This window comes from Gracilimonas tropica DSM 19535 (assembly GCF_000375425.1).
In the GTDB taxonomy this organism is placed as follows: Bacteria; Bacteroidota; Rhodothermia; order Balneolales; family Balneolaceae; genus Gracilimonas; species Gracilimonas tropica.
The window spans coordinates 296,434-310,674 of the sequence record NZ_AQXG01000001.1; the positions used below are offsets into that span (position 1 = coordinate 296,434).

The window sequence follows — 14,241 nt, forward strand, 5'->3', positions numbered from 1 at the left end:
ATAGAAAAGTGGTGTTTAAATAATTTAAACAAAGAAAAAGCGCTTTCATATCAGGGGTGCATTAAGACCTTGATCCATAGGTAAAAGATATTTTAATGTACCGGCGGTCATTTTTTGTGCGAGCTTTTCATTTAAGTTTATTTTACTGCTTGTATTTTTAAGAAGCTCTTTGGTTTGATCTGTAAGAAACGGAGGAAAGTTGTTGACTTTTTGGAGTCGGAGATGGCCAATACTTTCATCAGATTTGAAGAGTTAACTCATTGGCTTTATAAAAGTCATTTACAAATCGGTATCGGGGTTGTGCTTTGCTTTATCCAGCTCGTATTTTCTGACTAAAAATTTAAAATGCCGAAGGCGATTTCTGATGTATCATGTCAAACGTTAGTTTTAACTACGTGCGGCTTTTAGAATTCTTGAAGTCCAGATTCTAATATCATCCAATATCACATAAATAGATGGAAGTACCAGTAGTGTTACGATGGTTGAAAAAGTAAGTCCGCCAACAATAGCCCGGGCCATAGGAAAATAGGGAGGGCCTTCGCCACCAATTTGTGTGGTACCAATGCATAATGGAATTAATCCCAGAACGGTGGTTGCTGCAGTCATCAAAATGGGGCGCATGCGGTCTCTGCCACCTTGGATAACAGCTTCCCGGCGAGAAAGTCCTTCACCCCGCAAATGATTGATATGATCGACCAGCACAATTCCATTGTTTACCACGATACCCATCAAAATGAGTATGCCAATGAAAGCCATCAGGTCGAAGGTGGTATTGGTGATGAAGAAGAACCATAAAATACCAACCACACCAAAGAAGATGCAGGAAAGTACGCTGGTTGGGTACAATAACGACTCAAACAGTGATGCCATGATGAGATAGATCAGGAAAAAAGCAATGAAAATATTGAACAGCATTGTAGTTGCAATATCATCATTCATGCCAAAACTGCGCCCATAACTCCATTCGTACCCGGTAGGGTATGCGATCTGATCCATTACTTTTGAGATCTTTTCCCGAGCCTCATCAGGGGTGATATCTTCGAGGTTAATGGCGATCCCCAAAGAAGTAGTTCGATTGGTTCTGAAAATACGTCCCGCGCCCTGACTTTGTTCAAAGTCTGCCAATGATGCCAGCTTAACTGTTTGTTCGCCAATGGCAATCGGGAGATTTTTGAGATCATCGATGGTTTTGCGGTTTTCTTTTTTGAAAGCAAGCACTACATCAATTTCTCCATCTTCGCCGCGAATGCGTTGTACCGTTTGGCCGCGTACAGAGCCGGAAACCATTTGAGCTACAGCAGAGGAAGTTAACCCAAAGTTACGGGCCCGATCGTGATTTACCGTGAGACGGATTTCATCGCTTCCCGTTTCGGCTTCGGATTGGACGTCCGCTAAACCGTCGATTTGTCCAAGCCGCCATTCCACTTGTTCGGCGAGATCTTCAAGTACTTCCATGGATTCACCCTGTACATACACCCGAACCTGTTCAGCATTATTTCGGCTGATATATTCAAAAGCAGGAGTTCCGGTAGCTATCTGGGGTAGATTTTCCTGAATTTCTTCTTTGATTTGGGTAACCGATTTCTCTGCATCGTCATCGGGAATGAGATTCAGGGTAGATTCGGCAAAATCAGGAGTATAATAAGAGTAGACCGATTCAATTTCGAACTGCTCCTGATTTTTATAAAGATACTGCTCAATGCGATCAACCGATTCTTTTACCGTGTCCAAAGTATAGGAGGCATTCAGGTTATACTGAAGGCGAAGTTGGCGTTCTTCCACTCTGGGGAACATATCTACATTCATGAACATGGCCGGGATCACACCGCTCAAGAATAATAAAGTGATGAACAGTACGGAGATCTTACGTCGCTCTAAAAACCATTCCAAAAGCATGGCGTACTTTATGGAAAGCTTGTCGATGATGGTTTCTTTCTTTGATTCCTCGGGAGGGTGGATCCTGGAAGCTAAAAGCGGGATCACCGTTAAGGAGATTACAAGTGAAGCGAGTAAGGCAATGATGATCCCCATCCCAATGTAATACATGTGTTGGGAAACCATGCTTTCATTCACCACATTCGGCAAAAAAACGATGATGGAAGTAAGCGTGCCGGCCGTGACCGCAATCGAAACTTCTTTGGCTCCAAATACTGCAGATCGAAAAGTACCTTCTCCTTTACGCTGGTAGCGATGAATATTTTCTGTGACCACCACGGCATTGTCCACCAGCATCCCTATGGCGAGCATAAGGCCCATCATGGACAGAATATTCAGTGAGATATCCAAAAAGAAGAAAAAGCCGAGCGTTACGATCAGGGAGAAGGGAACGGCTGTGGCTACGATCAGTGTGGTACTTATCTGGCGAAGAAAAATGTACAATACAACTACAGATAAAAGCGCCCCAAGCATTCCGGCGTTGAATAATTCACGGAGCGAGCTTAGGATTCCCTCCGCTTCATTAAACATTTCATAGATCTCAATACCTTGCATTTCAGGCAGTTTATTGATCTCTTCGATCTCTTCTAAAACACGGTTCACTACTTCCACCGAGTTGGCCGTAGATTCTTTGGTGATGTCCAGGCCAATGGCATATTTCATATCGAGGTGGCGGGCGTAGTCTCTTTCAGGCGAGGTGTATTTAACCTCTGCAATATCTTTTACCCGAATGTTATTATCTGCTATGATGAGATCTCCAATTTCCTCAACTCCGTTTAAATCACCAACCGGACGAACCATGTAGCGCATTCCGGCATCCGTGATCTTTCCGGCTGAGATGGAAAAATTTGCTTGTCGAAGCGTAGTGCTCAGCCGGTTCAGATCAATATTGTATTGGGTGAGCCGATCCGGATCCAATTCAATGCGAATCTCTTTCTTTTCTACACCATATAATTCTACCTGACCCACGCCGGGAATTCGTTCGATGCGCTGCTTCACATTACGGTTCAGCAATTCGTAGGCATCGGACAGATCCCGGTCACTAGAAATACGCAAGGTAAGCGAGGCATTGGCTCCATCCCGAAATTTAAAGATCTGGTAGTATTCAAAATCATCCGGCAGTTGGTGACGTATACTCTCGATCTTTTCCTTGATCTCAATAGCCTTAAGGTCAATGTCGTTTCCATGCTTGAACATTACCATTACACCGGCATTATTTTCTCCCGAATTAGAGTTGATCTGCTCAATGCCGCTTATGGTTGCCAGTACTTCTTCGATGGGCCGTGCAATGTTTTCATTTACTTCGGCAGGTGTAGAATTTGGGTATGGGATCTGAATGAAAGCCCCCGGAAAGGTGATGTTGGGCATAAACTCGAGAGGAACCAATCGAGTGGCAATGACTCCTACCACCAGCAAACTCACAAATACCATGAGCGTGGTTACCGGGCGACGTATGGAAAGTTCGGTAATATGCATGGCAGTGTTTCAGGCTGTTTCAAGTTCGGGTTTTGGTACGTAAGATTTACGATCCATCAAGGCATACATTACAGGAATAACAACCAGGGTGAGTAAAGTTGAGATCAGCAGTCCGCCAATCACGGTGATGCCCATAGGTGCACGTAATTCAGCTCCATCTCCAAACCCGATGGCAAGTGGTAGCAGGCCAAGTGTGGTGGTCATGGTGGTCATTAGAATAGGGCGCAGTCGTGATTTCCCGCCTTCCTTTATAGCTTCGATCTTATCCATACCTTTTTCACGCATTTGGTTGATAAGGTCGATAAGTACGATAGCATTATTAACTACGATTCCCGCCAATAAGATCAGCCCTATGAACACAACAACACTGATGGTTGTACCGGTGAGATAAAGCGCGAGAATAGCTCCAACCAAAGCCAGTGGAATGGTAAATAAGATAATAAATGGATGAAGAAGCGATTCAAATTGGGAAGCCATCACCAAATAAACGAGGAATACAGCCAGGCCGAGAGCAAACAACAGTGATTGAAACGATTCCGACATTTCTTCATTTTGTCCTGCAATTTGTGCCATTATTCCGGAGGGGAGGGTCACATCAGCTAAAGCCCGCTCCACTTCCTCAGCGGCTTCGCCCAGATCACCGTAATTAAGGTTAGCTGATACTACGGCCACCCGTTGCTGATCTACTCGACGGATTTCGCCAGGACCATTCGCAATCTGTACGTCTGCAATCGCGCTAAGGGGAATCGGTCTTTCGCTGTTTGGGTTGACGATCAGACGCTGAATTTCAGCGATGGAAGCACGGTCGGCTTCGCGTGCCCGGACAAGTACATCAATTTTACGGTCTCTCCAGGAATATCGGGTAGCCACATCACCGCGTACATTGCTGACCACAAGATCAGCTACTTCATGTACTTGGAGTCCAAGAGCGGCCGCTTTATCACGATCAAAGATGATCTGAACCTCAGGACTTCCGGTTTCCATGGTGCTTTTCACATCTGCAAATCGATCATTAGCTGAAAGTTTATTGGCAACGGCATCGCCGGCTTGTTTCAGTTTGTCCAGGTCGAAGCCGGATATTTCAATTTCAATAGGAGTGCTGAATGAGAACAGGGCAGGACGTTCAAATTTATACTGCAATCCGGGAATTTGACTGAGCGACCCACGAAGGTTATCCATAGCTGATTCTTCGTCATATGAAGAAGCGCCTGAAGCTAAGGTCACGTTCATTTCTCCCCAGTTTTCGCCGCCTTCATCAGGATTGGCATCCATGCGGTTGCCGGTTCCTGCCACTGCAAACGTGGTTTGAATATTATTATAACTTCGGGCGGAAGCTTGAACGGCTTTTAATGCGCCGTCGGTTTTTTCAATAGGGGTTCCCGGAGGGAGTTTGAATTCCACATTGAATTCACCCTGCGAAAGCTGAGGAATGAGCTCAATGCCAATTCGGGGAACCAAAGCCAAAGATCCGGCAAAGATCAATAAAGCTGAGGCCAGGACTGTAAATTTGTGGTCCAAAGACCATTTTAGTATCCCTTCATACATTCCTTCTATGGCTTTGTAAGACTTATCAAATGCATAAACTAAAGGCGAAAACAATGCTTTGGTGATCTTGGAGATCCAGTGTACCAGGAATTTTATGCCCCGGGTGAGGTAGGTTGGGATCGTATAGAACAGGAACATGCGAACGGCTCGGAGTCCGCGGCCAAATTTAGTTTTAGGTTCTTTGAGCTGCAGTGGTTCGGGATCTGATTTTGATCCACCAATGGAAGACATCATAGGAATAAGTGTGATTGCTACAACAAGCGAAGCAAGCAAAGAAAAAGTTACCGTCAGAGCCTGATCACGAAACAACTGCCCCGCAATTCCCTGCACAAAAACTAATGGAAAAAATACAGCGACTGTTGTAAGAGTAGAGGCGATCACAGCCATACCTACTTCACCGGCTCCTTCCCGGGCCGATTCTACAATTCCTTTGCCCATTTCCCTATGTCTTGCAATGTTTTCTAACACCACTATGGAGTTATCCACCAGCATTCCGATACCAAGGGCAATCCCCCCGAGCGACATGATGTTGAGGGAGATGTCGTTTCCGTACATCAGGTTAAAAGTCGCGATCACGGAAACCGGGATGGAGATCGAAATAATAACGGTAGTCCAGAAATTTCGCAGGAACAGATAGAGTACCAGTACTGCTAAAATACCTCCGATGATTCCCGCATTTTTAACTTCATCTACAGCAGAGGCAATGAATACCGACTGATCGTAGACTTTCTCGAGTTTCATTTCTGGTGGAAGCATTTCTCGGATCTCAGACATCCGGGCATCAACCGCCTCGGCAGTAGCCACGGTATTGGCGTCTCCCTCTTTGTAAATAGCGATCTCAACTGCTTCCATACCGTTGAGTCGGGTGATGGCATCGCGCTCTTTGTAGGCTTGAACCACATCCGCAACATCTTTCAAATAGATGGTATTCTCGCCGTTTCGCTCTATCACCACATTGCGAATCTGATCCACAGACTTAAACTCATTCAGCGTGCGCACCAGATATTGCTGTGAACCTTCTTCGAGTCGGCCGCCCGACATATTTACGTTTTCTGCACTCAGGATTTGAGTTACCGACTCAATGGGAATATTCAAGTAGGAAAGCCGGCGCTGATCGATATTAACCTGAATTTCTTCTTCCAAACCGCCACTCACCTTTACGGAAGCAACACCGGAAGAGGATTCCAGGTTCTTTTTCAATTGCTCATCCGCTAAAACCCGCAATCCTTTTAGGCGTGAAATGGCCTCAGGACTGGAAAGATCTTCGGCATCACTGAATGCTGCATAATCAACGTGGACATCATTCTGTGTCTCATCGGTTTCCGCAGCTTCATCATAATAAAGTGCGTACCGCATGATGGGATCGAGGGTAGGGTCAAATCTAAGTGTGACCGGTTTTTCGGCATCCAAAGGAAGCTGAACGGCATCCAGTTTGGCCATGACATCGAGGTTGGCGATATTCATATCGGTGCCCCAGGCAAATTCCAAAACCACATCCGATTGTCCGGCGCGGGAGATGGATCGAACTTGCTGCACGCCTTTCACAACGCCCACGGCTTCTTCCACCGGTTTGGTGATCAGGTTCTCGACTTCAACGGGAGCGGCTCCCTCAAATTCAGTCCGGATGGTAAGCGTTGGATAGCTCAATTCCGGCAATAAATTCACGCTAAGTTTTGAAAGGGAAACGAATCCGAAAAGCAAAATTCCCACCGTAAACATGGCGATGGTCACTTTCCGGCGAATGGAAATATCGATGATCTTCATGGAATTGCCCGCTTACAGGTTGTTAATGACGTTCACTTTAGAGCTGTCTTGCAAGCTTCCCTGACCGATGGTCACTACGATCTCTCCGTCATCCAGTCCTTCAAGAACCTCGATATTGGTGCCGTTGGTGTACCCGGTTTGAATGGCTTTTTTGAAAGCCAGTGAATCTTTCACCACAAAAACACTTTGTGCCAGATCTTCGGACATGATCGCTGATTTAGGAATCATGCGGGTATTTTCACGTGTATCGTACACAATTTTGACTCGGCCAAACATGCCGGGGCGTAAAATATTTTTGGTTTCATCTACATAAACGGTGACTTTGAAAGTGCCGGTTTCAGAATCCACCACCGGACTGATTCGTTCTACATGTCCCGCAAAAATTTCATTGGGAAGGGCATCAACTTTCAGTTCAGCTCGCTGGCCTTTTCGGATCTTGGCCATTTCATGTTCCGGTACGTGAAGAATCGCCTGAAGCGGGCTGAAGTCTGTCACATGAAACACATCCTGATCGGTTCCAACCATATTTCCTTTCTTCACAAATCGCTCTGAGACTACTCCGCTGATGGGTGATTGGATGGTGGTGTATTCCAAATTCAGCTTGGCAAGATCATAAGCTGCTTTCTGGGATTCATATTCATATTGAGCATTCTGGAAGGTTTCCGCAGAAACCAACTCCCGCTCAAAGAGCTGTTTGTTTCGGTTGAACTCATTTTCCAGTCGATTCAACGTTGCTTCCGCCCGGGCTAATTCAATGCGGTATTGCTCATCCTCAATTTTGGCGATGGTTTGTCCGGCCTGCACCTGATCGCCTTCCTCCACATAGATCTCATTGACAATGCCGCGAACTTTGGAAACAACCATAGCTTCTTGTTCAGCTTCAAGCGTGGCCGTATTGGCATAATAGGCTGAAATATTTCCCCGGCTCACCTGAGAAATTTCTACCGGGATAATGACTTTTTCTTCTTTATCAGTATTGATTTGATCTTCGCCATTATTGCAGGCCGTAGTGCCGAAAAGGAGACCGGCAGCTAAAAAAATGGGAAAGGAGTAGCGTAAAGTTTTCATGAGTTTGATTAACCGTTTTGTGTTTTTGTCCAACGGTTAGTCGTTACGCTGCATCCTTTTTTTTGTTACGGAACGTGTGTTCACTAACGGTTACCAATGTTGTAACCCGTTACTTTTTTTGCAGATGATTAAATGATTTTTTTATCTGATCTGCTACCGATTGGGCTGAATGAACCGCTCCATCCATATAACCGGGAGAGGTCTCAGAAGTCTCAGCTCCGGCAATAAAAAATGATCCTTCCCAAAGGGGCTTTTGGTACATGGCGTGACCATTATTTTGATGAGGAAGCACATGCCGATCGTACGGTGCATAGGTAAAGCGCTCATTCGCCCAAACCATTTCATGATAATGGATGAACTGATCTGTTTTGTCCCCATAGTATTTTCTGAGCTGAGCTAACACCATTTGTTTTCGTTCTTCTTTAGAAACAGAAAAATAACTGCCATTTAAAAAGCCTTTCAGCGCAAACTTATGTTCTTCAAAGTTGGAATGATCGTAAAGCTCAGGTATTGGCCCTACATTGCTGAAAATGGTTCCGCTCAGGTCGTCAGCTCTCCAGAAAGGTTCGCTAAAGGTAAGCCCAATTTTAATGGATTCTCCCATCCAGGTGTGGGTGTTGGCCATGGTTTCCGCGAGCTCTTCAGATGGCAAAGGTTTCAATTGAATACTGTCCGAAAGTAGCTTTGGAGGAAGGGTAGAAACCACCATTTCAACATCAAAAATCTCGAGATCGGCAGTAACAATCAGCCGTTCTTTTTTCTTCTCGATTTTTTGAACCGGGCAACTTAGATAAAGGTGGTCATCATTCATGAATTTGGACAGTTCTCGGATCAATGAAATAGTTCCACCTTTAACACGAAAACTCGATTCCTGATTTGGTGGGAGCTGAACCAATTGGTGCGGACTCATAGAAGAGGGTTCATAGATCGCTTTTTCGCCCAGCTTCTGCTTAAAGGTTTCGATGTTAAGTTCGTCCAGTAACGATTTCAGCTTGGTGTGAGCCGGACCAAACCACGTTGCTCCCATTTCAACCGGAGCCTCATGGCCATTGCCCACCGTATGAATTCTTCCGCCCAGTCGATCTCTCGCCTCAACAATAACGATATCAAGGTTTTCATCCTTGAGAAAATAATTGAGCGAAAGTCCGGTAAGTCCGCCACCAATAATGAGAATATCTGCGTGTTGCATAGGCCAAGAGTAATTCAGCGAGAAAAGATATCGTTCCTCACTGAAACATAAAGCCTTTTCTTCTTAGCGCTTAATCAATTTCTTCACCGGATGGATTACTCATCACTTCAAACCAATCAACATGCCGGGTGAGGTACATGACCAGTGCCAGTACAACAAACAAGCCGATGCTGCCCATCAATAAGGCATAATCCTGAAGCTGAAGGAGGATATAGAGGTATCCATACAGTAGGATTAGGATGCCGGAGACGATGCCGGTTTTCAGAGCATCGCCCACCACGCGGAAGGAGTAAACCGAGATCAACCCAATGATAGCCGCCGCTGCAATCAGGTATGCAAACTTAAAGACGATGTATTCAGAGATAGAAAGCAACAGCGTGTAGAAAACCAATAATGCAAAGCCAATCAGCAGATATTGGACCGGGTGAATACGTTTTTTGCCTAATAATTCGATCATGAAAAAGGTGAGGAAGGTCAGTGAAATAAACATGATGGCATATTTGGCGGTACGCATCGTTTTCTGATATTCATCTACGCCAAGGAGCAGTTCGGCCCCAAATGAGGCATTTGAAACCTCGGTATTGGGACCTTGCCATTGCTGTGGAAAGTTCCGGTTTAGATGTAAAACCTCCCAGGATGCGGTGAATCCGGATTCGGATACTTCTCGTTCTGTGGGAAGAAAGGTACCCGTAAAACTCGGTGTATCCCAAGTTGATTCAAGCTTTAAGATGGTCTCTTTACCCACCGGAGCAAATTTTAAGCTTGAGCTTCCATTTAAATTTAAGTCAAATTGAAAGCTGTGTTCAGAATTAGGATCAAAGTCGGGGGCAATGGAAATGCCGGATGCCACGATATCATTTGAGGTAATTCCGGGATTGGCTTGAAACGTTTTATCATCCCATTGAACGGTGATAAAATCTTTGATTCCGGTCATATCAGAAATCCCCACTGAAATAAAAGCATCTTCCATGATCAGCTCATCTTCCGATACATTCAGGTTATCGAAATCCAGCGCAGGGAAATTTCCGGAAAACGAGAGAACACTGTTGTACACGATTGCCTTATAAATGCCCCGATATCTAACTTCTGGGGCGATTGAACCTTTTACATTCAGGTTTTCAGGGAGAAAATGAGCATACCTGATGGTTTGTTGAGTTTGTCCTTCGCTGGTAAAGCTATGGGTGTAGGGAATACTCAGTACCGGGCCAATAACAGTTTGTTCCTGCCCCCATTTTTGGCTGATCTCCCGGGCTACAGAATTCCGCCGGTTTTCCCGTTCATAGATCAAATTTTGTATTAATAAGGAAGGGATGAGCAGTACCAGCGTAAGAACTGCAATGATGGTAAGGCGTAATCCCAATGAGTTTTTTAGCTTTTTCATGATCGACTCTCTTCTTGATCCTTGATCTCATCTTCAACCGAAAAATTAAATAATAAACCAGAGACTGCAAACAATGTGATGAAAAGCGCATTCACACCGATGATCTCAAAAACAGAGCTGTGAGTAACATTCGCCATTCCGGTAAAAAGAGCGGCAACCATTATGGCGGTTTGTCCCAGAACCATGGCAAACATCGTGCGTGCCAGTCCTTTGGCTTTAAACCGTGAAAGGAAAGCACCTACTATACCAATCATGATCACCAGGTAATACAGAATATTGAACTCGTTGTTCTCTGAACCTATGATGCCAACGGCTCCATTGATCCAGATCAAAGCAAAACCGCTAAACAATGCACTTCCCACGGCCACCCGAAAAATTGTTTTTTCTGATTTTAAGGTAATGAGTTTATAAGCCATACCCGTTCCGAAAATAAAGATTCCTGCAAAAATGAAATCAGAGAGTGTCCACACAACCTCAGCAGAAAACTGCATGGCAATCAGAGGAATTAATAGAAAAGCACCGGTTCCGGCCGCAAGATAAACACTGTATTTTTTTAAGTTTGCGTCTTTTGTCATGAGATTACCTCGTTGTATCTATTTGTTATTTGAAAGTACTTTGATTTACAAAGTTTTAGGTTAAATTTTTTTGCTTAGGCCTGGGATAAAGTTTTGCGAATTTTTCTTCGGATGTTGAATTGCCAGATCGAGCCCGCCAAAATCAGCAACAAGGGAATGGCACCAGGCTCATCCTCAACTACGATCATGAAAGCGAGCAACATTATTCCAATCAAGATCATAAGTGCGGAAAGTATTCGCTGTGATCTGAAATTGTTAGAGATAGATATGTTCATAAAATCATTTATTGGTTTTGATGATTTGTTCCAAAACAGCAAGATGTTCTTCAAAGGCTTTCTTACCTTTGGCAGTCACAGAGTAACTGGTATTTGGTTTGTTATCTATAAAGGTCTTCTGTACTTCGATGAATTCCTCCTGTTCCAGCTTTTTGATATGCGTGGCCAGATTTCCGTCCGTTACCTCCAGCAGTTCCTTCAGGGAATTAAAATCCAGCGAGTCGTTGACCGAAAGTGCCGACATAATACCCAGCCTGATTCGGTTCTCAAACGCCTTATGTAGATCGTCGAATGCTACTTTCACTTCCGCTCACCGCTCGTACCTGAAATGCATGTAAACACCATAAAGAATGTGAATTCCACCAAAACCGATGGCCCAAAACAGCAATCCTGTTTCGATGAATCCAAGATTCAATAAGCCCAATAGCATCTGAACAAAACCCATCAATCGTACTTCTCTGATCGTGAAAAAACCGGCATTGTACAAAGCCAGTCCGTAAAAGATCAGAGTTAGTGGAGCGATAAGTCCGATCAATCCATACGAGATCAGCATGACAATGAGGAGTCCGCCGGTAAAAAGCGGAACTGCCATACTTGCCAGCATTCTTTTGGACGTCACGTTCCAGGCCGATTCATTTCTCTTCTGCGCTTTTCTTCGCGAATCCAGTAAGGCACAGACCAAAGCAAGCACTAAAACACCTACGGCCAGCAGCATCAAACTGTTCAAATCGTCAAAGGAATAGGCGATCTCATTCGGGGTGAACCGAAGCCCGAAATGTGCCACCGCAGCGCCACCCAAAGCAATCAACCCGGCCGATATTCCAGCCCACCCTGAAAGCGATAAAAATTTTGAAGACCGCTCCATCATAGAGCGTATCTCTGCGATATCCTGAATGTAATCCTGTTGTTCTTTCATGCAAAGTACTTTTTATTTCAAAGTAAGATAGAAATTTATGCTTTGCAATAGGGGAGGAAAAATATTTTGTAACTCCAATTTATCAAAGGTTTCCAATTTCCATAATTCCTCAAAATCAAGTACTATCTGAGGTCGAAAATCACCATAGTTCACTTAATGGAATATATTGATCTGCATATATGGGGGAATAAAAAGCTTTCACGCAGCCTGAAAATCAGGAATAAGAGAATCACCCATTTCTTCTATATCTCTGCGGTGATCTATATGATGGTTTTCACGATCGTCGGGTTTTGGCCGAGCTATTTTGGGCTTCTTTTTACCGAGTTTCCAATTCGACACTGGAGCATTCATACGCACGCTGTCATCTTCATGAGCTGGTTGTTACTGCTCTTAACTCAGGTATCGCTGGTGGCCAAAGGGAATACCAAACTTCATCGAAAATTGGGAGTAGCCGGTGGAGTATTCGGAATCCTGATGCTTATTTTTGGCTTAGTTGTTGCATTTATGATGCCCTTAGCCAGAATTGAAAGCGGAGCCTGGACCTTAGACCGGGGCGCCTCATTTTTGATTCATCCGCTTGGTGATATACTCATATTCGTGGGCTTCTTTATTCCCGCTTTGTACTACCGAAATAAACCTGAACTGCATAAAAGATTGATCCTGATTGCCTCACTTATGCTGATTTTTCCCGCCATTGCACGTATAGAAATGGCACAATACCTCAAATATATCGTTTGGCTCATCCCTCTTATGGCGAGTCTTTTTTTGGATGGCTTTTTAAAGAAAAGGATCTATCTCGTAAATCTTCTTGGGATCTCTGTTCTGATCTTATCGGTTGTTGGTCGGTATTATGTCTCAGGGACTGAGTGGTGGGTAAGCATTGGCAGGTCTTTGCTGAATGCCTTTCTATAAAGTAATTAGTAGGCTAATGTTTGGAACCGCGGATTTTGTGGATTATGGGATATTATGAATCTAAAATCTAGTTCAGAATAAAAATCCCGTAGGGATGACCGAAATCATAGCCCCGGGTTTCAACCCGGGGACAGAAAAGTAAAAGAGAACAATTTTTGCCCGTTAGTTCTTTAGGGAGAGTTCGTGAATCAAAAATTGGGTTGTGTGTTCGATTAAATACAGCCGTTGGGAAATGGGTTAAATTTTTAGTTCAAAAGAGCTCTGTCATAAGTTTGTTTAATAAGTTGATTATTAGGGTATAATAGAGAAAGCAAATGAAATATTGCCTTTTCAATATTTTTCACGTAATTGAGAGCCTTTTGAGAATCAACATCTGGACTATCATGTCTGTGAATTAATTTGTTTCTGATTTGTACGCCTTTAATGATTTCTTTTCTATAAGGGGATGATTCACCAAGCTGTTCTTTTAAAATTTTACCATATAATTTTGCCAAGCTAGGTGATGGCATTTCTAAAAGCAAAGTTTCGAATGAAGGATTAACTTTTGAAAGCACTTCTTTAATTGCTAGTTCAGCTGCTATTGTAGCATCTATCCATTTGTGATGAGGTGTATTTTCACTTTTAGCTCGATGTAAATGACGCATTGCTGCAAGAGGTTGGATGTTATTATCTAAATTTTGCTGTACAAGTCTAGCAGTATCATCACGTAAAGGGCAAATTGACTGGAATGAAGCGATCACATTGATTTGAGAAGGAATATCTTTTAATTCTCCAGATTTAGTACACCATTTTTGTGATCTAATTGCAAAAGGTTGTTCACTGATATCATAATGATTTAGATAATATTTTAGCGTTAACAAAATTTGCTTAACAAATTCCCTACCTATTTTGAGTATTTCATTAATTTTATCACGACAATCATCAGAAAGTTTATCTCCCTCAAATCTTGATAAATTCGACAACTCATCAATAAATCGTTTTGGAACAGAAAATCCTTCAGTGTTAACAAATGTAGTATTCTTTTTATAAGAAACTAATACCTTAATACTTTTACTTCCATCAATCGTTTTTGTAAATGTGTAGTCTGATATAGCTTCAGAAGCTTTCTTTGCTTTACTTATTGAGTACTCACTTTCAAAATAGATTTCAATAGTTGATTCATTCATTTTATTGGCGGTTTAAGAGAAAACAGAATTTTGCTCAAT

The 14,241-nt window shown here is 43.5% G+C and carries 11 protein-coding genes; 1 reads left to right on the forward strand and 10 read right to left on the reverse strand.

Annotated elements, in window-relative coordinates; all coding sequences use genetic code 11:
• Window positions 1–387 precede the first annotated feature (387 nt).
• From B151_RS0101340 to B151_RS0101380, 9 genes are all read right to left on the reverse strand, one after another.
• The gene (locus tag B151_RS0101340) at window positions 388–3,411 is read right to left on the reverse strand and encodes an efflux RND transporter permease subunit (protein WP_020401787.1); all 3,024 of its coding nucleotides are present in this window, start codon (window positions 3,409–3,411) and stop codon (window positions 388–390) included.
• 9 nt (window positions 3,412–3,420) lie between these two features.
• Complete coding sequence (locus B151_RS0101345) at window positions 3,421–6,720, reverse strand: efflux RND transporter permease subunit (RefSeq protein WP_020401788.1); 3,300 nt, start codon at window positions 6,718–6,720, stop codon at window positions 3,421–3,423.
• 12 nt (window positions 6,721–6,732) lie between these two features.
• On the reverse strand, window positions 6,733–7,788 hold the full coding sequence (locus B151_RS17650; RefSeq protein ID WP_020401789.1) for an efflux RND transporter periplasmic adaptor subunit: 1,056 nt from the start codon (window positions 7,786–7,788) through the stop codon (window positions 6,733–6,735).
• Window positions 7,789–7,897: 109 nt separating this feature from the next.
• A complete protein-coding gene (locus tag B151_RS0101355) occupies window positions 7,898–8,977 on the reverse strand; it encodes a flavin monoamine oxidase family protein (protein WP_020401790.1) in 1,080 nt (359 codons plus the stop codon).
• 70 nt (window positions 8,978–9,047) lie between these two features.
• Window positions 9,048–10,358: a cell envelope integrity protein CreD gene (gene creD, locus B151_RS0101360; RefSeq protein ID WP_020401791.1), complete on the reverse strand. Its 1,311-nt coding sequence runs from the start codon at window positions 10,356–10,358 to the stop codon at window positions 9,048–9,050.
• Complete coding sequence (locus B151_RS17655; RefSeq protein ID WP_020401792.1) at window positions 10,355–10,933, reverse strand: hypothetical protein; 579 nt, start codon at window positions 10,931–10,933, stop codon at window positions 10,355–10,357. The genes creD and B151_RS17655 overlap by 4 nt, the downstream gene beginning before the upstream one ends.
• A gap of 74 nt (window positions 10,934–11,007) precedes the next feature.
• Window positions 11,008–11,208 carry a hypothetical protein gene (locus B151_RS0101370; RefSeq protein WP_020401793.1) on the reverse strand — a complete coding sequence of 67 codons (201 nt, stop codon included), beginning with the start codon at window positions 11,206–11,208 and terminating at the stop codon, window positions 11,008–11,010.
• Between the two features lie 4 nt (window positions 11,209–11,212).
• Complete coding sequence (locus B151_RS0101375; RefSeq protein ID WP_026166412.1) at window positions 11,213–11,512, reverse strand: winged helix-turn-helix domain-containing protein; 300 nt, start codon at window positions 11,510–11,512, stop codon at window positions 11,213–11,215.
• Window positions 11,513–11,518: 6 nt separating this feature from the next.
• Window positions 11,519–12,124 carry a hypothetical protein gene (locus B151_RS0101380; protein ID WP_020401795.1) on the reverse strand — a complete coding sequence of 202 codons (606 nt, stop codon included), beginning with the start codon at window positions 12,122–12,124 and terminating at the stop codon, window positions 11,519–11,521.
• 156 nt (window positions 12,125–12,280) lie between these two features.
• Between B151_RS0101380 and B151_RS0101390 the strand changes: the two genes are divergently transcribed.
• Window positions 12,281–13,036 carry a hypothetical protein gene (locus tag B151_RS0101390; RefSeq protein WP_020401797.1) on the forward strand — a complete coding sequence of 252 codons (756 nt, stop codon included), beginning with the start codon at window positions 12,281–12,283 and terminating at the stop codon, window positions 13,034–13,036.
• Window positions 13,037–13,281: 245 nt separating this feature from the next.
• Here B151_RS0101390 and B151_RS0101395 read toward each other — a convergent pair whose 3' ends face one another.
• Entirely contained in the window at window positions 13,282–14,202 is a 921-nt protein-coding gene (locus tag B151_RS0101395; RefSeq protein ID WP_020401798.1) for a hypothetical protein, read from the reverse strand.
• Window positions 14,203–14,241 lie beyond the last annotated feature (39 nt).

Bases quoted from the DNA above. Each gene is read 5' to 3' on its own strand.
- B151_RS0101380 (WP_020401795.1), bottom strand. From the start codon at position 12,124: ATGAAAGAACAACAGGATTACATTCAGGATATCGCAGAGATACGCTCT.
- B151_RS17655 (WP_020401792.1), bottom strand. From the start codon at position 10,933: ATGACAAAAGACGCAAACTTAAAAAAATACAGTGTTTATCTTGCGGCC.
- B151_RS0101370 (WP_020401793.1), bottom strand. From the start codon at position 11,208: ATGAACATATCTATCTCTAACAATTTCAGATCACAGCGAATACTTTCC.
- B151_RS0101395 (WP_020401798.1), bottom strand. From the start codon at position 14,202: ATGAATGAATCAACTATTGAAATCTATTTTGAAAGTGAGTACTCAATA.
- B151_RS0101340 (WP_020401787.1), bottom strand. From the start codon at position 3,411: ATGCATATTACCGAACTTTCCATACGTCGCCCGGTAACCACGCTCATG.
- B151_RS0101390 (WP_020401797.1), top strand. From the start codon at position 12,281: ATGGAATATATTGATCTGCATATATGGGGGAATAAAAAGCTTTCACGC.
- creD (WP_020401791.1), bottom strand. From the start codon at position 10,358: ATGAAAAAGCTAAAAAACTCATTGGGATTACGCCTTACCATCATTGCA.
- B151_RS0101345 (WP_020401788.1), bottom strand. From the start codon at position 6,720: ATGAAGATCATCGATATTTCCATTCGCCGGAAAGTGACCATCGCCATG.
- B151_RS17650 (WP_020401789.1), bottom strand. From the start codon at position 7,788: ATGAAAACTTTACGCTACTCCTTTCCCATTTTTTTAGCTGCCGGTCTC.
- B151_RS0101355 (WP_020401790.1), bottom strand. From the start codon at position 8,977: ATGCAACACGCAGATATTCTCATTATTGGTGGCGGACTTACCGGACTT.